The following is a 24,133-nucleotide window of genomic DNA, read 5'->3' as shown; positions in this document are numbered from 1 at the left end:
TTTCTAGACGTGGATGGGCCGGTATCTGCGGCACAGCTATGCGGCTAACCGGTTTTGGCGGAACGGTAGGCTGCCAGTCCCCGGGTCAGGTCCGCAATCAGGTCATCGGGATTTTCCAGGCCGATATGCAGGCGAATGAGGGGCCCGGCCATTTGCGGCGGCCGGCTTCGTGCGGCCAGCTGGGCATCCTCGCAGGTTGCCAGGCTTTCATAGCCGCCCCACGAAAAACCGAGGCCGAACAGCTCAAGCGTATCCAGCATCGCCTCGGCGGACCGCGTGTCGCCGTCGTTCAACACAACCCCCATCAGGCTGGCCGCTCCGGTGAAGTCGCGCTGCCACAGCGCATGATCCGGTGACGAGGCAAGCGCGGGCCATAATACCTCGCTCACCTCTGGCCGCGCCCGGAGCCAGTCGGCGACGTGTCGGGCATTTGCCTCGTGCTGAGCCAGTCGAACGGGCAGGGTTCTAAGTCCCCGCAACATCAGCCAGGCGTCGTCCGGCGAGACGTACAGGCCCAGATCCTCGATCAGTTCGTGCAAGCGCCGGGCCATGGCCGCCGAACCACAGGAGATGGCCCCGCCAAAGACATCCGAATGGCCCGAAACATATTTGCTCAAGGCCTGAACGCTGATGTCGGCACCATGGGCGAGGGGCTTGAACAGCAGGCCGGCTGCCCAGGTGTTGTCCACGACCGAATGCACGCCCGCATCACGACATCGCGCCACAAGGTCGGGGACATCCTGCATCTCAAAAGTCGCTGTGCCCGGCGATTCCATCAGCAGGACCCGCGTTCTGTCGGTGAACAGCGCCGCGATTTCGTCGGGCGTGGCGCGGGGGTGATGCGCGCGGAACGTCACGCCCAGCCGTTTCATGGTCCGTTGCAACAGGCGTCGACTGGGCCAGTAGGACGCGTCGCTGATCAGGACTTCGTCGCCGGACGAAACGAGGGCGAGCAACGCCAGCGACACGGCCACCAGGCCTGTGGACACGACGAAGGTGTCGGCCGCCCCTTCCATTTCGGCGAGCCGTTGGCGGAGCTCGACATGGACGCTTGCCCCATCGATGCCGTAAACAGGTCCCAGGTTTTCGTCGCGCAGATCAGCAGCGCGTCGGTTCAGCAGGGTGGTGCCCCGCTCGATCGGCGGATTGACCGGCCGGCGCGCCTCGGGGCGGCGGGTCGCGGATCGTATCAGGCGAGTTCGCTCGTCCAAGGGGTTCGGCCTCTGCTAGTCTGACGCACCGTTACGCACTATGCGCGGCTCAGACCGTGCGACAAGGGATGCCGATGAGGCTCTGGACGATTTCGGGATTGGTGGCGGGCCTGGCCCTTGCCCTGGCCGCCTGCGGAGGCGGCGACCCGGCGGTTGACGAACCGGCCACCGATGTCCCGGTTTCCGGTCCGACAGGCACCGTGGAACCCGTCGCCATGCGCGAGGCTGGGCCGACGCTGCGCTCGATCCGCTCTCGCGGTCGTCTGAACTGTGGGGTGCACCCCGGCCTGGTCGGATTTTCCTACGCCGACAATCAGGGCCGGTGGCGTGGCTTCGATATTGATTTCTGTCGCGCAACGGCGGCGGCGGTGCTGGGCAATCCCAATGCGGTTCGCTTCGTGCCGCTGACGAACGCCGAGCGCATGGGGGCCCTGACAGAGGGCCGCGTCGATGTTCTCTGGCGCAATACGTCGCGGACGTTGACGCGAGATGGCGCGGGCATCGACTTTCCGGGGACCAACTATTTCGACGGGCAGGGCTTTCTGGTTCGCCGGAACCTGAATCTGGCCAGTGCAACCGAGCTGAACGGTGCGCGCGTCTGCGTCCAGTCAGGCTCGACCTCGGAGTTGAATGTCGCGGACTGGTTCAGGGCCCATGGTCTTGATTACACGCCCGTCGTGGTCACCAGTGAGACGGCGGCGCGTGCGGCCTATGCTCGCGAGGACTGTGACGCCATGACCGCCGATGTGTCAGCCCTGGCGGCGGCCCGTACAACGCTGTCGGACCCGCGCGCCCACGTCATCCTGCCGGAGGTGATCTCTCGAGAAGCCCTGGGTCCGGTCGTGCGTGAAGGCGACGACCAGTGGGCCGACATCGTCGGCTGGACCCTGAATGCCCTGATCCTGGCCGAGGCCCTGAACGTGACGCAGGACGATGTGGACCGGGTCGCGGAGGATAGCCGCAATCCTGAAGTCAGGCGCCTGCTTGGTCTGGAGGGCCACATTGGTCGCCCCTTGGGCCTGAGCGATACCTGGGCGCGACACGCGATCGAAGCCGGTGGAAACTACGGCGAGATCTTCGACCGAAATCTTGGGGCAAGCTCGGCGCTTGATCTTTCGCGCGGATTAAACGCTCTGTGGACGGCGGAGCCGCGCGGTCTGATGTACGCTGCGCCGATTCGATAGGTCGCATCTCCGGGGAGGGGAGTTTCGATGAACGCTGCTGTGGGGCGTCCCAAGAAGTCGAGCCTGCACTGGCTGATGCTGCTCGGATTCATCGTTGGGCTCGGGGCGGGCCTGGCGGTCAATCTCGGTGTCGGGCCGGAGACGCCTTGGGTCGTCTGGGTGACGGACAACATCACCGGCCCCATTGGTCAGATATTCCTGCGTCTGCTGTTCATGTTGGTGCTGCCCTTGCTGGTCGCGGCCCTGATCACCGGCATTGCCGAGATGGGTGACGTCAAGGCGCTGGGGAAGGTGGGCCTCAAGACCCTGCTTTTCACGATCCTGATCTCGGGGATAGCGGTCGTGATCGGCCTGGTGATGGTCAACTATTTCCGGCCGGGCGATGGCGTGGATCCGGTTCTGGCCCAACAGTTGCTCGAGCAGGGCCGTCAGGGAGCCCAGAGCATCGTCGACAGTGCGCCGGCCTCCGTCGGTGGCGCGCAGTTCTTCCTGGATCTGATTCCCGCCAATGTCGTGACGGCGGCGGCGGACAACCAGATCCTGCCGGTGATGATCTTTGCCCTGTTCGTGGGCATCGGCCTGGTGATGGCCAAGAGCCCCGCGGCGGACCATTTCCAGCGGACCATGGAAGGCCTGCTTGAGGTGATGATGAAGCTGATCGGGCTGGTCATCTCGTTTGCGCCGATCGCGATCGCCTGTCTGATGTTCAACCTGGCGGCCCTGTTCGGCTGGGATCTGTTGATGCGGCTGGGAGCCTATGCCGGCGTCGTGGTCCTGGCGCTCGCGACACATTTCTTCGTCGTCTATTCGCTGGCCGTGTGGGGCCTCGGTGGACGTAACCCGCTCAGCTTCTTCAAGGCGGTTCAGCCCGCAGTCGTCGTGGCGTTCTCGACCGCCTCGTCCAACGCGACGCTGCCGACAGCCCTGCAGGTGGCCGAGCATCGCCTGAAGTTGCCCCGCAAGATTTCGCGTTTCGTCCTGACGGTTGGGGCCACCGCAAACCAGAATGGCACGGCTCTGTTCGAAGGGGTGACGGTACTCTTCCTGGCCCAGTTCTTCGGCGTGGACCTGTCGCTGCAACAGCAGGTCCTGGTGATGTTCATCTGTATTCTGGGCGGCATCGGGACGGCCGGGGTGCCGGCGGGGTCGCTGCCCGTGATCGCCATGATCCTGGCCATGGTGGGTATTCCCCCGGAGGGCATCGGCCTGATCCTGGGTGTGGACCGGTTCCTGGATATGTGCCGCACGACCCTGAACGTGACCGGTGATCTTGTGGCCGCGACCGTGGTGTCGCGCGGCGAAAGCGATCCGCCCGGCCTGGAACTGCCGCCGTCCATCGCAGAGCCGCCGGGGCCTTAGTTTATTGTCACTTTGCGTGCCTAAGGACCGCTAGCGAGCAGGCAAGGTTCGGCGAGCAACTCACCCCTTGCGTTTCAGGTCGTCCGGCCTCAGCTTCCGCGCCCCATGACCGAGGCTGATCCGAAATTGCACCCGTCCCATGGCCTCGGAGAGCTGCTCCGTCTGGCCTGGCCTGTCGTGTTGTCGCGCCTGGGTATCATGACCATGGGCCTGACGGATGCGATTGTCGTCGGGCGCTATTCATCCGAGGAACTGGCGTTCCATGCCCTGGGATGGGCCCCGACGTCCGTCTTGCTGACGACCGCCGTGGGGTTGCTGATGGGGGTTCAGGTGATGACCGCGCGCCTGATCGGTGCGGGGCGACCGCAAGAGGTCGGCGCGGTGCTGAGGCGCGGTATCAGCTATAGCCTACAGATCGGGCTGGTTTCGGTGCTGGTGCTGGTCCTGGCCGGCCCCTGGGGTATGCATCGGATCGGCATCGAGCCGGATCTGGCCGACGGTGCCAGCGCGGCCTTGATCATCTTTTCGCTCTCGCTGCCGATGTATCTCGTCTCGGTAGCCTGTCAGTTCTTCCTGGAGGGGTTGGAGCGACCAACGCCGGGCATGAACGCCATGTGGGTGGCTAATGGCGTCAATCTGGCGCTGAACCTGTGGCTTGTACCCGGTCTGTCGGGCCTGCCGGTGGACGGGGCGGTCGCCTCGGCCTGGGCGACGTTCTTCGCGCGGGCGAGTCTGGCAGTATTTCTGGTCGTCTACATCTGGCGGATGGCCGACGCGCGGGCCCTGGGCGTCTTCAGTCGGGAGTCCGGTCGGCCCGAGGACGTGCGCGAACAGCGCAAGGTCGGCTACGCCGCCGGGGCCAGCTATTGCGTTGAGGTGTCGGCGTTTGCGGCCCTGACACTGGTGGCCGGATTGCTGGGGTCGCTGGGAGTCGCGGCGTGGACGGTGGTGCTGAACGTGTCGGCCATGGTCTTCATGGTGCCGTTGGGACTCTCGGCGGCGACCGGGGTGCTCGTCTCCAATGCCTATGGGAGAGGGGACCCGGAGGGTGTGCAGCGAGCCGGCTGGACGGGTGTGGCCGTCGTCGGGGTTCTGGCCTTCGTGATCGCGCTTGTCGTCTGGCCTGCAGCCGGCTGGATCAGTTCGGCCTATACGCGCGAGCCGGCGGTGCTGGCTGTGGCGGCAGCGGGGCTGGCGCTGGCAACCCTGTTTTTCGTGGCGGATGCGCTTCAGGTCGTGGCCGCGCAAGCACTGCGGTCTGCCGCTGACGTCTGGTGGCCGACCTTGATGCACCTGTTCAGCTATGGCGTGGTGATGGTGCCGTTGGGCTATGCGCTGGCCGTGGCCCTGGACCAGGGCGTGGCCGGCCTCGTGTGGGCGTGCATCATCGCCAGCCTGATCTCGGCCGCCCTGCTGTGTGGCCGGTTCCGGCGCGTATCGCGCCGACGCCTTCAGACCCCGAGGATCCAGCCTTCTTCGGTTTCGACCTGAGTTTTCAGCTTGGCTGAGGCCTTGGCCGGAGGCGCAAACAGGGCTCCCAGCTCCCCCTTTTCGTCGAGACGAAGCAGATGCTGGGCGAGGGTGCGGACCTGGGTTTCGTCCTTGACCTCACCGGGCTCGGGCTTCTGCGGCAAGAGCGACGGCCAGACTTCGGCGACGACCACCGACAGGGGCTCGACATCGTCCGAGGTCAGCGCGTGCCAGCCGGTGCCGAAGGGCCAAACCGCCACGGCAGAGCCCCAGTCCTGAACCAGCCGGTTAAGCATGGCGATGCCGAGTAGCGTCTGACCGCCGACGACCCCGGCCCCATGCATTTGCCAGACGCTCTTTGGCTTCAACTTGCCCTTGGACGCAGCCGTCTCAGTGGCCCGGAATTCGTGGGTGCCTTCATAGACATCGTCGGGCTTGGTCGCAGACAGCCATGTCTGGACCTGCTTGGCAGGGGCGCCCCAGAAAGGGCGTGGCCCATCGGTCATCAACCGGTTCATCTTGTTGGCGACGGCGAAGCGATTGTTGGTGTTGTCGGCCTTGTCCTTCACCTCGGCCCCAATGAAACCCCACATCGCGGACCAGGGTGCGCCCTTCAGACCCAGGCGCGCGGCTGTGCCCACCGGATAGCCGAGGGCAAAATCAAAGCCGATCAGGACGCGCTCGCCCCGGCGCATGGACTCGGAGACGAGCTTGCGCAGCAGGGCCTCGCCCTCGGCGCGGGTTGCGGGATTGTGGCTTTCAAAAGCCGGGCGAAAACGCGCATCGCGCTTGGCGACGCCGATCCAGACGGACTGTTCGCCCGTCTTTTTTCCTTCGGCGGCGGACCAATCCACGATGATGTAGGCGTCAAACAGGCGGGCCACGACGGCTCCCACGGCGAAGAAGAAACGATGGGGGCTTCTAGCCCTCTGCGTCGTCCGCGTCACCCCGCCTCGGCGGTTCGTTCGCCTCTAGTTGCAACGCCGGTGCCGGGCGGGGCCGAGGCCGCTTGAGCACCGCCTCGACATGGGACAGCCAGCGGCGACCGAGACGAACGCCGTCTGCCGCGTCCGAAAGCAGCGAGCCGGGGCCGAACAGCTCCAGCTCAAATTCCGGGAAACGATGGTCCGCAAAGACCAGCCTGAGGGTGACCCGCTCTGAGCCGGGATTGAACTCGTCGAGCAACCGGCGGGGTTCGTCACGACGCGCGCGCGCCAGCACCTTGCCATCGACGATCAACTCGGCACCTTCGATCTCGTGGAATTCGTACAGCAGTCCGGCGTCACCGGATCGCCAGAGCACCGCGAGGGCCTCCCCTTCGAAGTCCAGCCCCGCCGCTCGCCCCTGCGAGACATCGAGGGCCTCGCATTCGGGTAGGCCTCCCAGCACGCGGCGCAGGGCGCGTCGAAGACGACGAGAGGGCTCGAACCACCAGGAGGCGAAGATGGCGATGGTTGTTACCGCCACCCCGGCGAGGAGGACGATCAGGATGGTGCGAAGCACCTCACTCATGGGCGAAGGCTCACGACCACCGGAACATGGTCCGATGGCTTGTCCATGTCGCGTGCATCGCGCCACGTCTCGATGCCGTCGAAAGCGTCGGCGGCCTGAGGGGAGAGGAGGGCGAAGTCGATGCGGATTCCGTGGTCCCTCTGCCAGGCACCGGCCTGGTAGTCCCAGAAGGTGTAGGTGCCATCAGGTTCGCCGCCCAGTTCGTGACTGTCGCAGAGGCCAAGGTTGATCAGGGCACGGAAGGCCTGGCGGCTTTGAGGCTGGAACAGGGCATCGCCCTGCCACGCCTCAGGATTTCTCGCGTCCACCGGCTCGGGGATGACGTTGTAGTCGCCGCACAGGGCCAGGCGCTCTTCGAGCCGAAGCAGGTCGGCAGCGTGGCGGTGCAGGCGGTCGAACCAGCGTAGCTTATAGTCGAACTTCTCGGTGCCGATCGGGTTGCCGTTGGGCAGGTAGATGGCGGCGACACGCACCGGCGTATCGGCTTCAACCAGGGCTTCGAGATAGCGGGCCTGTTCGTCGGCGTCGTCGCCGGGCAGGGCCCGCCGGATATCGGTCAGGGGAAACTTCGAGAGGATGGCCACGCCATTGTAGGATTTCTGACCGTGAACGGCGACATTATAGCCGCGACTTTCAAAGGGTTCGGCGGGAAACTTCTCGTCGACGCATTTGATCTCCTGGAAGCAGACGACGTCGGGTTGCGCCTCGTCGATCCACGCCAGCACGGTTTCCAGCCGGGCGTTGACCGAGTTGACGTTCCAGGTGGCAATGCGCATCCGCGACTCCTTCGGCGTCCAAACTAGACGGGCTGGGCGGCAGGGCAAGCGGCGTCAGGATTTCGCTGGACGAACGACGTTTGGAGGCGCAACGCTCAGCCTGGCTTGGGAGGCTGGATGTCAAACGACAGGACCGCGCCGACGTCTTTATCGTCGGATCGCTATGACGCCATGGATGTGCTGCGCGGGTTCGCCCTGTGCGGCATTCTGCTGATGAACATCATCGGCATGGGCACGCCGTGGGTCACCAACTTCCCACCGTTCCCGGCGGCGTGGTCAGACCCCAGCTGGCAGGTCTGGTTCGCCGAGCACGCCGTGTTCGAAGGGACGATGCGCGGGCTGTTCACCCTGTTGTTCGGGGCGGCAGTCCTCTTGATCACCGGCAAGGGCGATCGGGTCGGCCAGACGATCAGCGTGGCCGACGTCTGGTTCCGGCGGTGTCTGATCCTGTTGGGCCTGGGGCTGATCAACTTCACCCTGCTGCTATGGCCCGGAGATATTCTGTGGAACTACGGCTGTGCGGGCCTGTTCCTGTTCGTCTTTCGCAAGGCCGCGCCGTGGAAACTGGCCGCGATGGCGCTGATGATCATGGCGCTCTTGTCGGTCGGGGAGGGATGGTCCGAACAAGAGAGCGTCCAGGACTATCGCGACGGACTTGCGGCGCATCAGGCCCAGGTCGCGGGCCAGACCCTTACAGACGAACAGACCAAGGCCCTCGAGAGCTATACGCGCCATGAGCGCTACCTCAGCCCGCCTCCGGCCAGTATTGAAGCGGAAGCCGCCGAGCGGATGGGCAGTTATCCGCAGGCGGTCGAATGGAGCTTTGAAGCCTATGCCGACTGGGGGCTGAACGGGTGGGGGATCTTTCTGATCCTGGAATCCATCGGGTTCATGTTCATGGGGATGGCCCTGTTCCGCTGGCGCGTGATCACCGGCGAGAGGTCGATGGGCTTCTATCTGGCCATGACGGTCGTGGGCTACGCCGTCGGCGTCAGCATCAATGTGGCTGAGCATCTGGCGATCTGGAACGGTGGCTTCTCACCGGAGGTCTGGTGGCCAAACTACACCTATGAGGTGTCGCGACTGCCGACGACGTTGGGCCACCTGGGTTTGATCATGTTGCTCTGGAAGGCGCGGGCGCTGTTTTTCGTCGGTGACGGCCTCAGAGCCATCGGAAAGATGGCGCTGACCAACTATCTGGGCCAGTCGCTGGTCGCGGCGATCATCTTCTATGGCCTGGGCTGGTGGAACCACCTGACCTGGGCCGAGCTGTGGCTGCTCTGCGTACCCGTCTGGATCGGCCAGGCGATCTTCAGCGTGCTGTGGCTGAAGCGGTTCGAATATGGGCCGTTGGAATGGGCTTTGCGCGCCATCGCCTATGGTAGGCGACCGCCGATGACGAAGTCACCGGCGGCCTGACTGCCTTAGCCCTCGGCCTTGGCGTAGCCCTTGCCGCCGTTGGACGGGCGGCGACGCTTGCGGCGCCGCAGCTGGGCGCCGTCTCCGGTTTCGGCCTTGGGGGCCATGGGCTGGCGTTCGCGGGCCATCGGGTCAAAGGCGGGACGTTCCGGTGCAGCGCCGGCGGGCTTGTTGCCGCGACGACGGCGATGCGGCTGGCCGCGGGCACCTTCGGGCTTGTCGCCGTGACGGCCGCCGCGACGTGGGCCGCGTTGCGGGCGCTCGTCCTCGCCGCCGGGCAGGGTGGCCTTCCTGGCGACGCCGGCGGCGAGGATGGAGGCGTCCAACTGGGCCAGTTGCTTGTCATTGCGACGGTCCCAGGACGGGATCTTCTGGCGCGTGACCTTCTCGATGTCGCGCAGCAACTTCATTTCGTCGGGCGCGACGAAGCTGATGGCGGTGCCGTCCTTGCCGGCGCGCGCGGTACGGCCGATGCGGTGGACATAGGCCTCGGGCACGAAGGGCAGCTCAAAGTTGACGACGTGGGTCACCTTGTCGACGTCGATGCCGCGCGCGGCGATGTCGGTGGCGACCAGCACGCGCAGCTTGCCGTCCTTGAAGGCCTGGAGCGCGCGCTCGCGCTGGGGCTGGCTCTTGTTGCCGTGGATGGCCCCGGCCTCGACGCCGCCGGCCTCGAGATAGGCCGCGACCTTGTCGGCGCCGTGCTTGGTCTTGGTGAAGACCAGACAGCGGGTGAAGGCCGGGTCGCTGAACAGTTCGGTCAGGAGGGCGCGCTTCTTGGCGGCCTCGATGACGATCACCGACTGCTTGATGCGCTCGACCGTGGTGGCCTGTGGCGTCACCTGGACCTTGACCGGGTCCTTCAGAAGGTCACCGGCCAGCTTGCCGATTTCGCCCGGCATGGTGGCCGAGAAGAACAGGTTCTGACGGCGCGCGGGCAGGCGGCTGACGATCTGGCGGATCGGTTTGATGAAGCCGAGGTCCAGCATCTGGTCGGCCTCGTCGAGGACGAAGATCTCGGTCGAGGACAGGTCCAGGGTCTTTTGCTGAATATGATCGAGAAGGCGGCCGGGCGCGGCCACCAGGACGTCGAGGCCCTGATGGATGGCGCGTTCCTGGGCGCCGTATTTGACGCCGCCGAAGACAACGGCGACGCGCATGCCGAGGCCGGCGCCATAGATCTTGAACATCTCGCCGATCTGGGTGGCCAGTTCGCGCGTCGGCGACAGGATCAGACAGCGGGTGGTGCGCGGCGTCGGAGCGATGCGATTGGCCGCCAGCCGGTGCAGGATCGGCAGGGCGAAGGCGGCGGTCTTGCCGGTGCCGGTCTGGGCGATGCCCAGCAGGTCCTTGCCGGCCATGACATCGGGGATGGCCTTGGCCTGGATCGGGGTGGGGGTGGTGTAGCCCTTCTGCGTCAGGGCAGAGAGCAGGGCCGGATTGAGGCCCAGGGATTCAAAGGTCGTGTTTGTCACGATCGGTCTTTCATATGCGACCGCGCGCATCGGCATGACGCGCGCCGCCGGCCCTGAAGGATCAGGGCGGATAACGAGCGTCGCCCCGCGTGATTTGGCGACGAATGGGATGGAAAGCCGGCGGCTTCGACAGGCGGACCTGAGAACGGACCCTCACGCGCTGGAGCGGCCGGACATCGCATTGTGCGATGCAACAAGGATGGGGGCCGGGTGTGGCGAAGTCAAGGCGCTAGTGGAGATCCTCATTGACCACGGCTACCCGACGGCCGTTGGCGTCGAGATAGGCCGCCAACACGGCAAAGACCTCATAGCGCGCCTCAGCTGATGCGTGGAGCACTATTGGCTCGCTCGCCGGCACAACGTTCAAGATCTCTGCCTCTTCGACCAGCCGCGACCTGGATTCACCTTGCGACAGCCAAAGCTGGCCTTGAGCGTTGATGGTGACGCGCCATGGGGGTTGGGGAGGTTCAAAGGACCCGACAGGATAGACGGGGGGCTCGATTTCAAGCGGCGCGAATGCTTCGTTCACAGGAACGACGGTCAGAACCAATGCCGTCATGGCCAGAAGCAATCCGATCAATGGCGTCAAATCGATCGTCGACCGGAGTTGAGGTTGCATGGCGTCCTCCCTTGCGGGGAGGCTGCACGCGCAAGGCGGCGGGATTGGGGCAGGCGGTCGGCCTACTTTTTCCGGAACTGGTCCAGCGAAACGACCTTGGGGCCATCGTCGATGGGGCCGTCGTCGTCTTCGTCCAAGGGATCGATCTCGTCTTCCTCGATCGGAACGATCTGCGGTGGTTCGAACTGGAGCACGAACTGAACGCTGGGGTCGTAGAAGCGGGTTATGGCGGCGTAGGGCACGACCAGCTTCTTGGGCTGACCCGAGAACTGCAGCACGATCGAGAACTGGTCCTCGTCGGGCGTCAGGTCCCAGTACTGGTGCTGGATGACGATGGTGATTTCGTCCGGGTAGCGTTCCAGCAGGTCCGCCGGAATCGAGACATCGGGGGCGCGGGTCTTGAAGGTGATGTAGAAGTGGTGCGCGCCAGGCAGGCCGTCGGCATCGGTCGCGCGCAGCAGAGCGGCCCGGATCACGCCACGCAACGCCTGTTGGGTCAGCAGGTCGTAGCGCATCTCGTCAGTCGGAAAGTCCTGGTCGCTCATCAAACCTCTCGGGCGGATGTCGAGGTTCTAGCGGCGGCGCGCCAAATCGCAAAGGCGCGGTGCGCAAAAAGGAAAAGTCCCGGCTTCTGTTGCCAGGCGAACATCGCGCTTCTCGGCGCTTGGCCGCCGCATGGATGGGGAAAAGTCCCGGCTTCTGTTGCCAGGCGCCGGGGGGCCCCGCCTAGGGATCTGAACCCCTAGGACTTAGATTGAGAAACGTCGGGTCGCTTACGCGGCCAGACGAACTTCTCCAGCGAAGTTATCGTTCGCATTTAGAAAATGGCCCGAAACGGCGGTACCATACCGAGCGAAAGCCACGTCTTTACACGCCCGTCGATGCTGATCGGCCCCATGATCCCCGCCGATAACGCGGAGAGGAAATGGTGGAGCCGCCGGGAATCGCACCCGGGTCCGGTTCGCTTATTACACGCGCGTTTATCGCCATAGTCCGGGCGAACCCGAACGTCTGAAATATAGGTCAATCAGCGGCTATCGAAAAGGGTGGCCTAACGACCGGCCCCTGCAACCGGGAAGTTCACGACGGAATCCCGACCTTCGCCATGGTCTTCTTCACCGCGGGGGCGCACGCGAATGCGGTTCCATTCTCTCCGCGTCTGACAGATGCGCTCGGGGCGGTTGGAGCCGACCACACGCTCCCGCCGGCAAATGATCTCGTCCAAGCGGGCCTCTTCCTCAGCCGCCTCTTGGGCAGCAGCAACCTCCGCAGGGGTTTGCTGCGTCGCCTGGGTAACGGGCGGATCCTGAAACAGGACCAATGACAGTGCGAGCGAGGCGATGAACATAGGGAGCTGCCTGAAGTAGCGGATTTAACGGCTCTATATGTCGTTATCCAACCTGTCGCACAATCTGCTCTTGAGGATGTAAGATTAAAGTTCTGCAAGGTTCCGCCGCGTCCAGTCGGGCATCTGGTTTCGGAACCAGGTGAGCTGACGCTTGGCGTATTGCCGCGTATGGGTTTTGAGAGTTTGAACTGCCGTCTCCAGGTCCATCTCGCCCGCGACGGCTGCGGCGATCTCTCGCACCCCAACCGCCAGCATCGCCGGCAGGTCAGGGCGAAGACGGCGTGCCAGAAGGCTTTCAACCTCGGCAATGGCTCCAGCCGCGATCATGGCATCAACCCGGGCATCGCATCGCGCGTAGAGGGCCTCGCGCGGACGTTCGACCACCCAGGCTTCACACATGTCCAGATTGAGAAGCGGAGGCGTCGTTTCCGCCTGCCAACTGCTTAGAGAGCGGCCGGTCGATTCCGAAACGGACAGGGCGCGCACCAAACGTTGGCGGTCGCCAGGGGTGATCCGTCGTTCGGCAAGCGGATCCACTTGAGCCAGGGCTTTGCGGACCTCGGTTTCGCCGTGGCTTTCGAAGGCGGCATCGATACGATCACGCACATCGGGGCTTATGGCGGGCACCGGGGCCAGTCCCTTCAACAGCGCATGGAAGTACAGTCCGGTGCCGCCCACGATAACAAGCGGGCGTGTCTCGGCTTTCAGCAGCGACTCGACGGCATTCAGCCATCGCCCGGCCGACCAGGCCTCGGATGCATCTGCGACCCCGTAGAGACAATGCGGCAGGGCGGCTTCGTCTTCGACCGATGGGCGCGCCGTGAGAATTCGGAGGTCGGCGTAGAGTTGCTGGGAATCCGCATTGACGATGACGCCGCCAATCTCGGCCGCACGCTGCATGGCCAAGGCCGACTTGCCGGTCGCAGTCGCGCCGGCGATCAGGACGTGCCGTGGCTGAATGACCGGTTCCTCGACGGGGTGACGCTGCCAGCCAATGCCGATAAGACCACGAGCCGAACCACACAAGGATTTCGCCTTGACCGAAGCCTCTGACCGAGATGCGGTGATTGCTGCCCTGGACTCCGTGGTTGATCCGAAGTCGGGGCGAGGCCTGATGGCTGCGGGGCTGGTCCGGGGGCTAGTCGTCGGCGACGGCAAGGCCGGATTTGCGCTGGAGATCGCTGCCGCGGATGCCGCCGCCTATGCCCCGGTTCGTGATGCTGCTGAGGCCGCACTTCTCGCTATTCCCGGAATTCAGCGTGCACACGTCGTTTTGACCGCGCAGCAGGCACCGCCCAGGCCCGCCAGGGGAGCGGGTTTGTCCCGCGCTGCGCTGGATCAGGGACGCCCCCCGGCACCCGTGGCGACGGAGCGCCCCGCGGATGTGCGGCGGGTTATTGCCGTGGCGAGCGGCAAGGGCGGGGTCGGCAAGTCGACCGTGGCCGTCAATCTGGCCGTCGCGCTCAGCCGACGTGGCCTGACCGTTGGTCTGCTGGACGCGGATGTCTATGGGCCGTCCATTCCTCTGATGCTGGGGTTGCAAGGGGCTCCGCAGCATGACGGTGAGCGCCTGGTTCCTCTGGAATCTCATGGCATCAAGGCGATGTCGACGGGGCTACTCGTCGGTGCCGACAGGGCCATGGTCTGGCGAGGCCCGATGGCTAGTCAGGCCTTGACGCAGATGTTGACGCAGACTCGCTGGGGCACGGCTGACGCCCCCCTGGATGTTCTGATCGTCGATCTGCCGCCGGGGACCGGCGATGTGCAACTGACCCTGGTTCAGAAAACGCCCATCGACGGGGCCATCATCGTTTCGACCCCCCAGGAAGCCGCTCTGGCGGATGCCCGGCGAGCCGTCGCCATGTTCGCCAAGACCGGCACGCCGGTCATCGGACTGGTCGAGAACATGTCGGGGCCCGTGTTTGGGCGGGGCGGCGGTGCCCGCGAAGCCGAGCGGTTGAAGGTGGCATTCCTCGGCAGCATCCCGCTGGACGCGGCGGTTCGAGAAGGCGGCGACGCCGGCGTGCCTGTGGTCCTGGGCAAGTCCGACGGCGAGGCTGCGACGGTTATCGCCGCCTTAGCCGCCGTCATCGCGGGTTAGTCGAGGATATCCAGGCCCCGCCGCACCAGTGCGCCGCGATTCAGAAAGACCCGGACTGTCTCAGCCCGCCCGAGCACGTCATGCCGATAGCCCGGAAACGGCCCCGGCATCGGTTGCCAGGCCGGGCTGATACAGGGGATCGGAACGACAACGGCCTGGCCTTGCTGAGCTGTGCCGCGCTCGACCTCGGTGACGACGCCGGTAAGCACACAATCGCCCTGGGTTTCTCCCGGGGGGAGGCGGCGCACATTGTCCACCCGCAGGACGACAACGGTGCCGGCAGAGTCGCGGGCCTGCTGATAGACATGCGGCGGCAGCTCGGCCACGGCAGGCCCGGCCGCCAAGACGACGGCGGTTGCAAGCATAAGGGTTATGAATCGAGCCATGACTTCCCAATCCTTTCGCCGGGATGGGACGAAATCGTGGCCGTAGGCGCAACTTTCAAGGTCTGACGATCAGCGTCGATCCAGAACCCGAAAGGTAAAGGCGTGATCGTCTTTCTCGCCCGGCTCTACCCGCTCGGCCGAGACTTCTCGCCAGTCGGCTTCGTCAAAGTCGGGAAAGCGGGCGTCGCCCGCCGGATCGGCGTCGACTTCCGAGATGTAGAGACGGCGGGCCTTGGGCAGGGCCAGGGCATAGATCTGGGCACCGCCGATGGCGCAGACCTCGTCCACGCCATCCTCGCGCGCCGTTTCGCGGGCAATGGACAAGGCTTCATCCAGGGTGGCGCAAACCAGCGCACCCTTGGCGGCAAAATCGGGGTTGCGGGATACCACCAGGTTGAGGCGTCCGGGCAGGGGACGCAGTTGCAGACTGTCCCAGGTCTTGCGGCCCATGACACATGGCTTGCCGATGGTGGTCTGTTTGAACTTCTGAAGATCGGAACGCAGCCGCCAGGGCAGGGCCCCTTCGGAGCCGATCACACCGTTTCGGCCTCGCGCAGCGACCAGGGAAATCAGAACTGTCATGGTCGCCTGTTAGCCGAGATCGGGGAGCGACGCACGCGCCACTCCCCGGGTCATCCTACATCTCGGGTTCGAGCAACTTGAGGCGGAACAGGAGAGCGCCGAGAATGGCCCCCACCGCCGGTGCGACGAAGAACAGCCAGAGCTGGCTCATGGCCTCGCCGCCGGCCAGCAGGGCCGGACCGAAGCTGCGCGCCGGATTGACCGAAACCCCGGTGATCTGGATGCCGACGATGTGGATCACCGCCAAGGTGATGCCGATCGCGATGCCGGCGAACGGTCCGTGGGCCTTTTCGCCGGTGACGCCGAGGATGGCGACCACGAACACTGCTGTCATGACGACCTCAAAGGTTGCCGCAGCCATCAAGGGATACTCACCCAGATAACCCGGTCCCCAGCCATTCTGGCCCAGGTTGACCGGCTCACCTGGTACGGCCTGAGCGATGGAGGCCAGGATGAACGCCCCGACTACAGCGCCGATGAACTGAGCCAGCCAGTAGACGCCCATGTCCTTGGCCGACATCTTGCCGGCCACGAAAGCCGCCAGGCTGACCGCCGGATTGACGTGGCAGCCGGACACCGGGCCGATGGAATAGGCCATGGCGATGATGGCAAAACCAAAGGCCAGCGCGATGCCGAGCTGGCCGACGTGCTCGCCGCCCAGAACGGCCGCCCCACAGCCGAACAGGACAAGAACCGCCGTGCCGATCAGTTCGGCCATGAATTTCTTGAGCATGACACCCCTCCCCAGGGTCAGACGTCTCCTGATGGACGCCAAGTGGAAGGGTGAGGCGAGTCTTCAGGTTCGGCTAGTCAGGCGAACGTGGGTTGTCCAACCACCTGAGCCATTTCCGTCGCATGGCCTGTTCGATGTCGATGTCAGCATCGCGGCAGTAGATCAGCAGCATGCCCAGCACATCGGCGGCTTCGTCGGCGAGCTTTTCGGGCGAGGGTTCGCCGCGGGCGCGGCTGGACAGGCGCAGGTGCTCGGCGGTGAGCTCGCCGAGCTCTTCCTGGAGCTTGAGCAGGGCCCAGTCGCGGTCGCGGTCAATGCCATGCTCGGCGGCGTAGATGTCGGAGATACGCAGGACGTCTGCCTGCAACGTCTTGACGTCCATCACACCGCGACCGGTGCCTTGATATGCGGCCAGGGGTCGTAGTCTTCGAGGACGAAGTCACCGAGTTCGAAGGCGAACAGGTCCGAGCGATCGGCGATGTGCATCTTGGGAAGGGCGCGCGGTTCGCGCTCCAGCTGGGTACGGGCCTGATCGAGGTGATTCAGATAAAGGTGGGCGTCACCGAAGGTGTGGATGAACTCGCCGGGCTGGAGGCCGACGACGCGCGCCACCATCATCGTCAGCAGGGCGTAGGAGGCGATGTTGAACGGCACGCCCAGGAAGACGTCGGCGGACCGTTGATACAGCTGGCACGACAGCTTGCCGTCCGCGACGAAGAACTGGAACAGGCAATGGCAGGGCGGCAGGGCCATGTCGTCGACGTCGGCCGGGTTCCAGGCGGTGACGATGTGGCGGCGGCTGTTCGGGTTGGTCTTGAGGCTGTGAACCAGCCTTTCGATCTGGTCGATCGAGGCACCGTTGGGGTCGGCCCAGGAACGCCACTGCTTGCCATAAACGGGCCCAAGGTTGCCTTCGGCGTCGGCCCACTCGTCCCAGATGCTGACGCCGTTCTCCTTGAGGTAGCGGATGTTCGTTTCGCCGCGCAGGAACCAGAGCAGCTCGACGATGATCGAGCGCAAATGCAGCTTCTTGGTCGTCAGAACGGGGAAGCCCTGGGCCAGGTCAAAGCGCATCTGGCGACCGAAAACGCCAAGCGTGCCGGTGCCGGTGCGGTCACCGCGCTCAGATCCGTTCTGAAGAATATCGGCCAGCAGGTTGAGATATTGACGCTCAGGGTGACCTAGCTCGGCGGCGGGCTGGGCCCCCGTCAGGGTGGTCAACTCATCCAGAACAGCACGCGCGGTCATCCGATCACTGTGCCGGTGATTCGCCTCCTTCGCAGCCCCTGATTTCAAAGGGTCCACACGAAAGGATCAGGGGGCAGCCAGCGCCTCATCAAAGAAGGCGGTGACGGCGGCAATGGCATCCAGATGGGTATCGGTGCGGTTGCCATCTTCGGCGCACAGGGTGGCGTACCGTTCACGTGCGGCTGAGCCGCAAAGGCCGAGGAAGGCATTGTGATCGACGCCTTCCAAACGCACGGTGCGCGCGGTTGGCAGCCGTTCGGCGAACCGATCCGCATTCTCGTCTGCCGGGGTGGTGTCGTCGGCCGAGCCTTGCAGGATCAGAACCGGCTCTGTCACGCGTCGAAGGCTGTCATTGGCGAGCAGGGCCCCAAGCGCCGGGGCGATCAGGACGGCCGCGTCGATGCGCGGATCGTCGCGATCATCGGCCTGGGTCGCGACGGAGCGGCGAACGGCCTCGGACTCCTGTAGGACCTGGCGACGGTTCACCGTGCCGTAGTCGCCGTCCGTGATCGTCGGCGCGCAAAGCAGATCCCGCAGTGAGCGCGCGCAATAACGGGTCAGGGCCGACAAATCCGGGCGGGCACCCAGTTCGATCAGGACGGACGCCCCCCCCATGGAATAGCCGATGGCCCCAATCCGCGCCGGGTCGATACGCGGCCCCCAATTCGGGTCGGCCAGTATGCCATTGATGGCGTGGCGAAGATCGTCGGCCCGCTCCCAGTAGAGCAAGGCTCCAAGTGGGGTCCGGTCATCGTTTCCATTGTTGCCGGGGTGATCGACCGCCGCCACGATATAGCCGCTGCGCGCCAGCGCGGTGCCGAGCCAGGCCATCTGTCGGGCCGACCCGCCGAAGCCGTGGGACATGACGATGAGTGGCCGCTTGTCACGCGCCGCAAAGGCGGCTCCATCCGCTGCCTGACCACTCAGGAAAAAGGGCTGATCGACCGGGCCGATGATCCGGGGCGTTTCGATCACGTCGTCGGCGGCGGGGTACCAGATGGTCACACGCTGATTGTCGCGATGCAGTGCATCGCGCAGTCCCGCGCCTGGCCGGGTATAGGTCTGAATAGCTTCACCGGCCCCATAGACGGGGGCGGAGGCCACGGTCTGCGTCGGTGGGCTGCAACCGACGAGGATGAGGGCCAGGACGAGTGCGACTGGCCCTCTCACCGCGTCGACCCTACTTGGTCTCTTCGGTCGGCGCGGCCGGCGGGTCGCCAACGCGGCTCTCATAGACGTGGTCGATCAGACCAAAGGCCTTGGCCTCGTCGGCGCTCATAAAATAGTCGCGGTCGAGAGTGCGTTCGATCACCTCGATCGGCTGGCCGGTGTGTTTGGAATACAGCTCATTGAGCTGACGCTTGGTCTTGATGATGTCCTCGGCGTGGCGCTCAATGTCTGACGCCTGGCCGCGGAAGCCGCCCGAGGGCTGGTGAACCATGATGCGCGCGTTCGGCAGGGCGATGCGCTGGCCCTTTTCCCCGGCGGTCAACAGGAACGAGCCCATCGAGGCAGCCATGCCCATACAGACGGTCGAGATCGGGCTCTTGATGTACTGCATGGTGTCGTAGATCGCCATGCCGGCCGTCACCACGCCGCCCGGCGAGTTGATGTACATGGAGATTTCCTTCTTGGGGTTCTCGGACTCCAGGAAGAGGAGCTGGGCGCAGATCAGCGATGACATGCCATCTTCGACCGGGCCGGTCAGGAAGATGATCCGCTCCTTCAACAGGCGCGAGAAGATGTCATAGGCCCGTTCGCCGCGGCTGGTCTGTTCGACCACCATCGGCACGAGGTTCATGGTCAGGTGGTCGACGGGATCGTGCATCTGTCTCGGCTTTCTCGATAGCTGGCGGGACGAATCACTGCCGCCCCGCCCTTTGAAGCCGATATCGTCTTGCCGAAGTGTTGATTCAAGAGTGCTGGTCGCCGTCAACTATTTCTGTGGTTCCGTTGTGTCGGCGGACGATGGGTCCTGCTGGCTCTGCTGCCGATCTTCACGTTGTCTGACGACTTCGTCGACAATTTCGCGTTGCTGACGAGATTCCGACAGGGCGTCGGGTCGAGAAGCGTATAGCCCACGCAGATAGTCGAGATCCCAATCGGTCATCCGCTGGCCGGGCAGGGCCGCGGAGGAAAACAGGTTCAACACTGAGTCGTACGTCGATGTATCGGCTTCTGCATCGACCTGTGCCAAGGCGACCATGGCGACATAGTCGGCGAGCGACGAGAACGAAATCGAGCCGATCCGGCTCGTATCGAGGATGATGATGATGTGGTGCAGGTCTTCCCGGATATTTCCGCGGAGGCGCGAGGCTCCGCGCACCCGGACGGTCTGGCCACTCCCGATCGCCTCTCCCGTATCCGCAGACACTGTCTGACTAACGTGCCACCAGCGCACCGGGCTTCCCGAAGTCTGGAACTGTCTTAGCGCGGCTTGCCCCAGATTGGAGGCCGAGAGGTCGGGGCGAAATGCCAGCGGCTCGCTCCGCACGAGCCACTGTGCAAGGGCGTCGCCGTTCGAGTCGGCGATGATCAAGACGTCCGGCCGGCAGCCCGGCTCCCCAGCTTCGAGCCCGACGGCCATGGCCACGGCGGAAACCTGGTCAGCCAGGACCCGAGCATACCGGGGGCTCATATTCACCACCCCGACACAGACGGTCCGGTCCCATCGCGCAAGATTTCGGTCACGCGGCGCGGCCCCGACCTCTCCGACAAAGGCTGTGACGGCCTCTTCGATCGGACGCGCCACGACGACGACATCTTCGACCGTGTTCTCGGTCGGTGGCGTCTGTGCCTGGGCCGCCCCAGGAGTGAGGCTTCCGAACAGACCACAAGCAAGGATTGGAATAAGGGCCAGGCGCACGCGAACTGCTCCAGAATTGACTGCGCCGACCGCTAGCACGGTCGGCGCAGGAGCTTGAGTGAATTCGAGGTCAGGTAAGCTGAGCCGATCCGATCCTATTCGTCATCCTTGAACAGCTCGTCGCGGGACACCTTCTTGTCGGTGACCTTGGCCTGTTCGAAGATCCAGTCGCAGACCTTTTCTTCGTAGATCGGCGCGCGCAGGGCGTTGGTGGCGTTCGGGTTCTGGCGATAGAAATCCATAACCTGGCGCTCTTGTCCCGGATAGTTGCGGGCTTCGGCGACGATGGCGTTGGACACTTCCTGGTCCGACACGGTCACGCCGGCGGCGCGACCCAATTCAGCCAGCACCAGGCCAAGGCGAACGCGGCGCTCGGCGATCTTGCGATAGTCGTCCTTGAGTTTTTTGTCGGACTTCTTGGAGTCTTCCTCGTCGAGGCGGCCGGCGGCCTTGTCTGCTTCGACCTGGCTCCAGATGCCGTCAAACTCGGCCTCAACCATACGCGGGGGCAGGGGGAAGTCGTGGCCCTTGTCCAAGGCGTCGAGAAGCGCACGCTTGAGCTTGAAGCGCGACTGACGGTCGTTGCCGGACTGGAGGTTCTGCTTCACCAGCTCGTTGAGCTTTTCGAGGCTCTCGATGCCGATGGCCTTGGCGAAGTCATCGTCCGCCTTGGCTTCCTTGGGAGCCTTTACGGCTTTGACCGTGACGTCGAAGACGGCGTCCTTACCGGCCAGGTGGGCGGCACCATAGTCGGCGGGGAAGGTGACCTTGACCTGGGTTTCGTCGCCGACCTTGGCACCCTTCAACTGGTCTTCGAAGCCAGGGATGAAGCGCCCCGAGCCGATGACCAGCGGGGTGTCGTTGGCCGAACCGCCCTCGAAGACTTCGTCGTCGATCTTGCCGACGAAATCGATGATGACCTGATCGCCTTCAGCGGCCTTGGGGGCCTTGCCGCCCTTGTCGTCATAGGTGGTGTTCTGGCTGGCCAGCTCGGTAACGGCGTCAGCGACTTCCTTGTCGGCCGGCTCGTGGACGGGACGCGACAGCTTGAGCGAGGTCACGTCCATGGGCGCGAAGTCCGGCATCACCTCCAGGCTCATTTCGTAGGACAGGTCGGCCTTTCCGGCGACGACGTCTTCGATGTCGGTGATCGGGGTGATCTCCGCCGGCGCGGCCGGACGCAGCTTGGCGTCGTCAAGGGCCTTCTGGCTGGAGGTGTTGACCTCGTCATTGATGATCTCGCCCATCAACTCGCGACCGAACATCTTGCGGACGTGCGCAGCCGGCACCTTGCCGGGACGGAAGCCCTTGAGCTTCATGGTCGGAGCAATCTCGGCAATGCGAGCATCCAGGCGCGAGCTGAGATCACCCTGAGGAATGGTCACGGCGATGACGCGCGAAAGGCCTTCGCTGGATTTTTCGACGACTTGAATGGACATGAGAACGGTCTTCTAGAGGACGGCGTCCCGGAAAAACGGCACGCGCGGCGAATGGAGGTCGAAACGCAAAAACGCCGCCCTACGGGGCGGCTGTGTCGCGCAAGCGGCTCTTATGTCGATATCGACCCGTCAGGTCAACGGCGCGCTTGCGGCGTAGGGGTTGGACCGGCTAGGGAGCGTTGACCTAGGCGGATGTGGCGGAACTGGTAGACGCACTGGATTTAGGTTCCAGCGCCGCGAGGCGTGGAGGTTCGAGTCCTCTCATCCGCACCAGCTTTATCCCAAGAATAGACCGCATGACACCGGTGTCATTGCGTGCTATCCAAGGGGCACGGGCAAGACCAGATCAGGCCCGGGTGTGTCGAGATGGAGGAATCGGCCCGCATGACACGCGCTCGGCGCGCCCGCATCGTGGCAACTATCGGACCGGCCAGCCGGGAACCGGGGCAGATTAAGGCCCTGGCCAAGGCCGGGGTCGATGTTTTTCGTCTGAACTTTAGCCATGGGTCGCACGACGACCATGCCGCGGCTTTCAAAGCGATCCGCGGGGCCGAACTGGCGATCCGTCGGCCGCTCGGCATTCTCGCAGATCTGCAAGGCCCCAAGCTGAGGCTGGGCAGGTTCGCTGACGGCAGTATCTCGCTGCAACCCGATCAGCCTCTCCGGCTCGATCTGGACACCACGGCTGGGGATGACAGGCGGGTTGGGATGCCGCATCCCGAGATCTTCCGTGCGCTCCAGCCGGGCTCGTTGCTGCTGCTCGACGACGGCAAGGTGCGGTTGCGCGTTGAAAAGGCCGGCGACGATTTTTGCGAGACTGTGGTTGAGGCAGGTGATCGTCTGTCAGATCGCAAAGGCGTCGCGGTCCCTGGTGGAACCATTCCAATCTCGGCTTTGACGGACAAGGATCTGGAAGACCTCGCCTTTGCCCTTCGTCTGGGCGTGGACTGGGTCGCTTTGTCGTTTGTGCAGCGGGCCTCGGATATGGCGGAGCTGAAAAAGCTGGTCGCCGGGCGTGCGGCCTGTCTGGCCAAGATCGAGAAGCCGGCTGCCCTCGAACATCTGGACTCTATTCTCGACTATTCCGACGGCGTGATGGTGGCGCGCGGCGATCTGGGGGTGGAGTGCCTCCCCGAAGAGGTCCCGGTGGCTCAGAAGACAATCGTCCGGGCGGCGCGAAACCGGGGCGTTCCGGTGATCGTGGCGACGCAGATGCTGGAATCCATGACGGCCAGCCCGGCACCGACACGGGCGGAGGCGTCGGATGTCGCCAACGCCGTCTATGAAGGGGCCGACGCCCTGATGCTGTCAGCGGAGACGGCGGCGGGGAAATATCCGATCGAGGCTGTTCAGGTGATGGACCGCATCATGGAGCGCGTTGAATCCGACCCGCGCTGGCCCGGCCTTATGGATGCCGAGCATGCCGGGATGGATGATGTCGATGCCGATGCGCTTGTGGCTGCGGCCCGCAAGGCTGCCGAGGCGGCGTCAACCGCTTGCGTTGTTGTCTTCACAACGACCGGTGGCACCGCGCGTCGGATGGCCCGTGAGCGTCCGTTGCAGCCTGTTGTCGCCCTGACACCGTCCCCCGACACGGCCCGGCGTCTGGCCCTCGTGTGGGGGTTGGAACCCCGCCTTGGACAACAGCCCGCGACGCTGGAAGATGTCACCGAGGACGCCGTTCGGCACGCTGTGGATGCCGGTTTGGCCAGCCCCGGTCAGCGCGTTCTGATCCTGGCGGGCACGCCGTTCGGGGCACCGGGGGCTGCCAATCTGTTGAGGCTGGCGCACGCGCCGTCGATCAGAAACTAGAAAAAGCCCCGGGCCTTGCGACCCGGGGCTCATTCCTTTTGGGCTAACGCCTGTTACCAGCGCCACACCTGATAGGCCGTGTCGATGATGTAGCCGTCGAACAGATCAACCAGATAGATGTTGTTGTCGACATAGACCCAGGCACAGCCCGGAGGCGGGGCGGGTAGACCGTACCAGGCCCAGTCGTGGACGCGGTAGCGCCAGAACACGTTGGGCAGATAGTCGCCGATCCGGTAGCTGCGTCCATAGTACTGGCGTGGCACCGAGTAATAGCCGTACCCAGGCGCGAAGTAGAAGTTCACGCGCAGGCCGTTGTAGCCCCGGAACCAGTTGTTGTTCCGCCACCAGGTGCCGCCATTACGGCGGTTGAAGTTATTGCGCCAGGTGTCGTGGTTCCAGCTGCCGCGATAGTGATCCCGGTCGCGGTCACGGTCGCGACGCCATTCTGGACGACTACGATCGCGCCGGTCCCAACCGCCGCCCTGATGGCCACCGCGGTTCCAGTCGCCGCGGTCACCGCCGCCCTGACGCCCGCCGCGATCGCCACCGCCTTGCTGGCCACCGCGGTTCCAGTCACCGCGGTCACCGCCGCC

At 64.6% G+C, this 24,133-nt stretch carries 25 protein-coding genes, 1 tRNA gene and 1 other RNA gene; 7 read left to right on the top strand and 20 right to left on the bottom strand.

Annotated features, from left to right (window positions below; genetic code table 11):
- Positions 1 to 44: 44 nt before the first annotated feature.
- Complete coding sequence (gene metC / locus G391_RS0111995; protein WP_029087724.1) at positions 45 to 1,211, bottom strand: cystathionine beta-lyase; 1,167 nt, start codon at positions 1,209 to 1,211, stop codon at positions 45 to 47.
- Positions 1,212 to 1,285: 74 nt separating this feature from the next.
- On the opposite strand from metC, the gene G391_RS0111990 reads away from it, so the two are divergent.
- From G391_RS0111990 to G391_RS0111980, 3 genes are all read left to right on the top strand, one after another.
- A complete protein-coding gene (locus G391_RS0111990) occupies positions 1,286 to 2,395 on the top strand; it encodes an amino acid ABC transporter substrate-binding protein (RefSeq protein WP_156893950.1) in 1,110 nt (369 codons plus the stop codon).
- A 27-nt stretch (positions 2,396 to 2,422) separates the two neighbouring features.
- On the top strand, positions 2,423 to 3,754 hold the full coding sequence (locus tag G391_RS0111985; RefSeq protein ID WP_051257366.1) for a dicarboxylate/amino acid:cation symporter: 1,332 nt from the start codon (positions 2,423 to 2,425) through the stop codon (positions 3,752 to 3,754).
- Between the two features lie 105 nt (positions 3,755 to 3,859).
- On the top strand, positions 3,860 to 5,245 hold the full coding sequence (locus G391_RS0111980) for an MATE family efflux transporter (RefSeq protein WP_035304510.1): 1,386 nt from the start codon (positions 3,860 to 3,862) through the stop codon (positions 5,243 to 5,245).
- Here G391_RS0111980 and G391_RS0111975 read toward each other — a convergent pair.
- From G391_RS0111975 to xth, 3 genes are read right to left on the bottom strand one after another with little or no spacing between them, the layout of a single operon-like run.
- Positions 5,206 to 6,108: a hypothetical protein gene (locus tag G391_RS0111975; protein ID WP_029087720.1), complete on the bottom strand. Its 903-nt coding sequence runs from the start codon at positions 6,106 to 6,108 to the stop codon at positions 5,206 to 5,208. The two genes, G391_RS0111980 and G391_RS0111975, sit on opposite strands and share 40 nt — an antisense overlap.
- 37 nt (positions 6,109 to 6,145) lie before the next feature.
- Positions 6,146 to 6,736 carry a hypothetical protein gene (locus tag G391_RS14835; protein ID WP_211226505.1) on the bottom strand — a complete coding sequence of 197 codons (591 nt, stop codon included), beginning with the start codon at positions 6,734 to 6,736 and terminating at the stop codon, positions 6,146 to 6,148.
- On the bottom strand, positions 6,733 to 7,512 hold the full coding sequence (xth, locus tag G391_RS0111965) for an exodeoxyribonuclease III (RefSeq protein WP_029087719.1): 780 nt from the start codon (positions 7,510 to 7,512) through the stop codon (positions 6,733 to 6,735). The genes G391_RS14835 and xth overlap by 4 nt, the downstream gene beginning before the upstream one ends.
- Before the next feature lie 117 nt (positions 7,513 to 7,629).
- Between xth and G391_RS0111960 the strand changes: the two genes are divergently transcribed.
- Positions 7,630 to 8,931, top strand: coding sequence for a DUF418 domain-containing protein (locus G391_RS0111960; RefSeq protein ID WP_029087718.1), 1,302 nt, complete (start codon positions 7,630 to 7,632; stop codon positions 8,929 to 8,931).
- Positions 8,932 to 8,936: 5 nt separating this feature from the next.
- Here G391_RS0111960 and G391_RS0111955 read toward each other — a convergent pair whose 3' ends face one another.
- The 6 genes from G391_RS0111955 to miaA form a co-directional block, all read right to left on the bottom strand.
- On the bottom strand, positions 8,937 to 10,406 hold the full coding sequence (locus G391_RS0111955; RefSeq protein ID WP_483771096.1) for a DEAD/DEAH box helicase: 1,470 nt from the start codon (positions 10,404 to 10,406) through the stop codon (positions 8,937 to 8,939).
- A 229-nt stretch (positions 10,407 to 10,635) separates the two neighbouring features.
- On the bottom strand, positions 10,636 to 11,025 hold the full coding sequence (locus G391_RS0111950; protein WP_029087716.1) for an ExbD/TolR family protein: 390 nt from the start codon (positions 11,023 to 11,025) through the stop codon (positions 10,636 to 10,638).
- Between the two features lie 62 nt (positions 11,026 to 11,087).
- The gene (locus tag G391_RS0111945; protein WP_029087715.1) at positions 11,088 to 11,570 is read right to left on the bottom strand and encodes an SspB family protein; all 483 of its coding nucleotides are present in this window, start codon (positions 11,568 to 11,570) and stop codon (positions 11,088 to 11,090) included.
- A 143-nt stretch (positions 11,571 to 11,713) separates the two neighbouring features.
- Positions 11,714 to 12,073: a transfer-messenger RNA gene (ssrA, locus tag G391_RS15475) on the bottom strand.
- A 3-nt stretch (positions 12,074 to 12,076) separates the two neighbouring features.
- The gene (locus G391_RS0111940) at positions 12,077 to 12,373 is read right to left on the bottom strand and encodes a hypothetical protein (RefSeq protein ID WP_029087714.1); all 297 of its coding nucleotides are present in this window, start codon (positions 12,371 to 12,373) and stop codon (positions 12,077 to 12,079) included.
- 84 nt (positions 12,374 to 12,457) lie between these two features.
- Positions 12,458 to 13,399 carry a tRNA (adenosine(37)-N6)-dimethylallyltransferase MiaA gene (gene miaA, locus G391_RS0111935; protein ID WP_245572102.1) on the bottom strand — a complete coding sequence of 314 codons (942 nt, stop codon included), beginning with the start codon at positions 13,397 to 13,399 and terminating at the stop codon, positions 12,458 to 12,460.
- A gap of 10 nt (positions 13,400 to 13,409) precedes the next feature.
- On the opposite strand from miaA, the gene G391_RS0111930 reads away from it, so the two are divergent.
- Positions 13,410 to 14,474, top strand: coding sequence for an Mrp/NBP35 family ATP-binding protein (locus G391_RS0111930; protein ID WP_029087712.1), 1,065 nt, complete (start codon positions 13,410 to 13,412; stop codon positions 14,472 to 14,474).
- On the opposite strand, the gene G391_RS0111925 is transcribed toward G391_RS0111930, so the two are convergent.
- From G391_RS0111925 to tig, 9 genes are all read right to left on the bottom strand, one after another.
- Positions 14,471 to 14,860 (bottom strand): hypothetical protein, encoded by a 390-nt coding sequence (locus G391_RS0111925; RefSeq protein WP_156893949.1) that lies wholly within the window; start codon positions 14,858 to 14,860, stop codon positions 14,471 to 14,473. The two genes, G391_RS0111930 and G391_RS0111925, sit on opposite strands and share 4 nt — an antisense overlap.
- Before the next feature lie 69 nt (positions 14,861 to 14,929).
- Positions 14,930 to 15,442, bottom strand: coding sequence for a dihydrofolate reductase (locus tag G391_RS0111920; protein ID WP_029087710.1), 513 nt, complete (start codon positions 15,440 to 15,442; stop codon positions 14,930 to 14,932).
- Between the two features lie 55 nt (positions 15,443 to 15,497).
- A complete protein-coding gene (locus G391_RS0111915) occupies positions 15,498 to 16,175 on the bottom strand; it encodes an aquaporin (RefSeq protein ID WP_029087709.1) in 678 nt (225 codons plus the stop codon).
- Between the two features lie 73 nt (positions 16,176 to 16,248).
- Positions 16,249 to 16,557: a nucleoside triphosphate pyrophosphohydrolase family protein gene (locus G391_RS0111910; protein ID WP_035304508.1), complete on the bottom strand. Its 309-nt coding sequence runs from the start codon at positions 16,555 to 16,557 to the stop codon at positions 16,249 to 16,251.
- Positions 16,557 to 17,423, bottom strand: a complete 867-nt coding sequence (locus G391_RS0111905) for a thymidylate synthase (RefSeq protein WP_084169242.1) — start codon at positions 17,421 to 17,423, stop codon at positions 16,557 to 16,559. Before G391_RS0111905 ends, G391_RS0111910 begins: the two co-directional genes overlap by 1 nt.
- Before the next feature lie 66 nt (positions 17,424 to 17,489).
- Positions 17,490 to 18,527: an alpha/beta hydrolase family protein gene (locus tag G391_RS14830; RefSeq protein ID WP_051257365.1), complete on the bottom strand. Its 1,038-nt coding sequence runs from the start codon at positions 18,525 to 18,527 to the stop codon at positions 17,490 to 17,492.
- 76 nt (positions 18,528 to 18,603) lie between these two features.
- Positions 18,604 to 19,251 carry an ATP-dependent Clp endopeptidase proteolytic subunit ClpP gene (gene clpP / locus G391_RS14825; protein ID WP_051257364.1) on the bottom strand — a complete coding sequence of 216 codons (648 nt, stop codon included), beginning with the start codon at positions 19,249 to 19,251 and terminating at the stop codon, positions 18,604 to 18,606.
- Positions 19,252 to 19,359: 108 nt separating this feature from the next.
- Complete coding sequence (locus tag G391_RS14820; protein ID WP_051257363.1) at positions 19,360 to 20,289, bottom strand: hypothetical protein; 930 nt, start codon at positions 20,287 to 20,289, stop codon at positions 19,360 to 19,362.
- 95 nt (positions 20,290 to 20,384) lie between these two features.
- Positions 20,385 to 21,722: a trigger factor gene (gene tig / locus G391_RS0111885; RefSeq protein ID WP_029087706.1), complete on the bottom strand. Its 1,338-nt coding sequence runs from the start codon at positions 21,720 to 21,722 to the stop codon at positions 20,385 to 20,387.
- Between the two features lie 194 nt (positions 21,723 to 21,916).
- On the opposite strand from tig, the gene G391_RS0111880 reads away from it, so the two are divergent.
- Positions 21,917 to 22,001 (top strand) — tRNA-Leu (locus G391_RS0111880).
- 111 nt (positions 22,002 to 22,112) lie between these two features.
- Positions 22,113 to 23,540, top strand: coding sequence for a pyruvate kinase (gene pyk / locus G391_RS0111875; RefSeq protein WP_029087705.1), 1,428 nt, complete (start codon positions 22,113 to 22,115; stop codon positions 23,538 to 23,540).
- A 53-nt stretch (positions 23,541 to 23,593) separates the two neighbouring features.
- On the opposite strand, the gene G391_RS15870 is transcribed toward pyk, so the two are convergent.
- The coding region (locus G391_RS15870) for an RcnB family protein (protein WP_245572101.1) at positions 23,594 to 24,133 on the bottom strand (540 nt) is incomplete at its 5' end.

Origin of the sequence: Brevundimonas aveniformis DSM 17977 (assembly GCF_000428765.1) — a bacterium.
GTDB lineage: Bacteria > Pseudomonadota > Alphaproteobacteria > Caulobacterales > Caulobacteraceae > Brevundimonas > Brevundimonas aveniformis.
The sequence above is the reverse complement of the archived record's forward strand: the minus strand, read 5'-3'. Positions and strand labels throughout refer to the sequence as shown.

Coding starts and splice junctions, on each gene's coding strand:
- G391_RS0111990 (WP_156893950.1), top strand. CDS start 1,286: ATGAGGCTCTGGACGATTTCGGGATTGGTGGCGGGCCTGGCCCTTGCC.
- G391_RS0111985 (WP_051257366.1), top strand. CDS start 2,423: ATGAACGCTGCTGTGGGGCGTCCCAAGAAGTCGAGCCTGCACTGGCTG.
- G391_RS0111980 (WP_035304510.1), top strand. CDS start 3,860: ATGACCGAGGCTGATCCGAAATTGCACCCGTCCCATGGCCTCGGAGAG.
- G391_RS14835 (WP_211226505.1), bottom strand. CDS start 6,736: ATGAGTGAGGTGCTTCGCACCATCCTGATCGTCCTCCTCGCCGGGGTG.
- xth (WP_029087719.1), bottom strand. CDS start 7,512: ATGCGCATTGCCACCTGGAACGTCAACTCGGTCAACGCCCGGCTGGAA.
- G391_RS0111960 (WP_029087718.1), top strand. CDS start 7,630: ATGTCAAACGACAGGACCGCGCCGACGTCTTTATCGTCGGATCGCTAT.
- G391_RS0111950 (WP_029087716.1), bottom strand. CDS start 11,025: ATGCAACCTCAACTCCGGTCGACGATCGATTTGACGCCATTGATCGGA.
- G391_RS0111945 (WP_029087715.1), bottom strand. CDS start 11,570: ATGAGCGACCAGGACTTTCCGACTGACGAGATGCGCTACGACCTGCTG.
- G391_RS0111940 (WP_029087714.1), bottom strand. CDS start 12,373: ATGTTCATCGCCTCGCTCGCACTGTCATTGGTCCTGTTTCAGGATCCG.
- G391_RS0111925 (WP_156893949.1), bottom strand. CDS start 14,860: ATGGCTCGATTCATAACCCTTATGCTTGCAACCGCCGTCGTCTTGGCG.
- G391_RS0111920 (WP_029087710.1), bottom strand. CDS start 15,442: ATGACAGTTCTGATTTCCCTGGTCGCTGCGCGAGGCCGAAACGGTGTG.
- G391_RS0111915 (WP_029087709.1), bottom strand. CDS start 16,175: ATGCTCAAGAAATTCATGGCCGAACTGATCGGCACGGCGGTTCTTGTC.
- G391_RS0111910 (WP_035304508.1), bottom strand. CDS start 16,557: ATGGACGTCAAGACGTTGCAGGCAGACGTCCTGCGTATCTCCGACATC.
- G391_RS0111905 (WP_084169242.1), bottom strand. CDS start 17,423: ATGACCGCGCGTGCTGTTCTGGATGAGTTGACCACCCTGACGGGGGCC.
- clpP (WP_051257364.1), bottom strand. CDS start 19,251: ATGCACGATCCCGTCGACCACCTGACCATGAACCTCGTGCCGATGGTG.
- pyk (WP_029087705.1), top strand. CDS start 22,113: ATGACACGCGCTCGGCGCGCCCGCATCGTGGCAACTATCGGACCGGCC.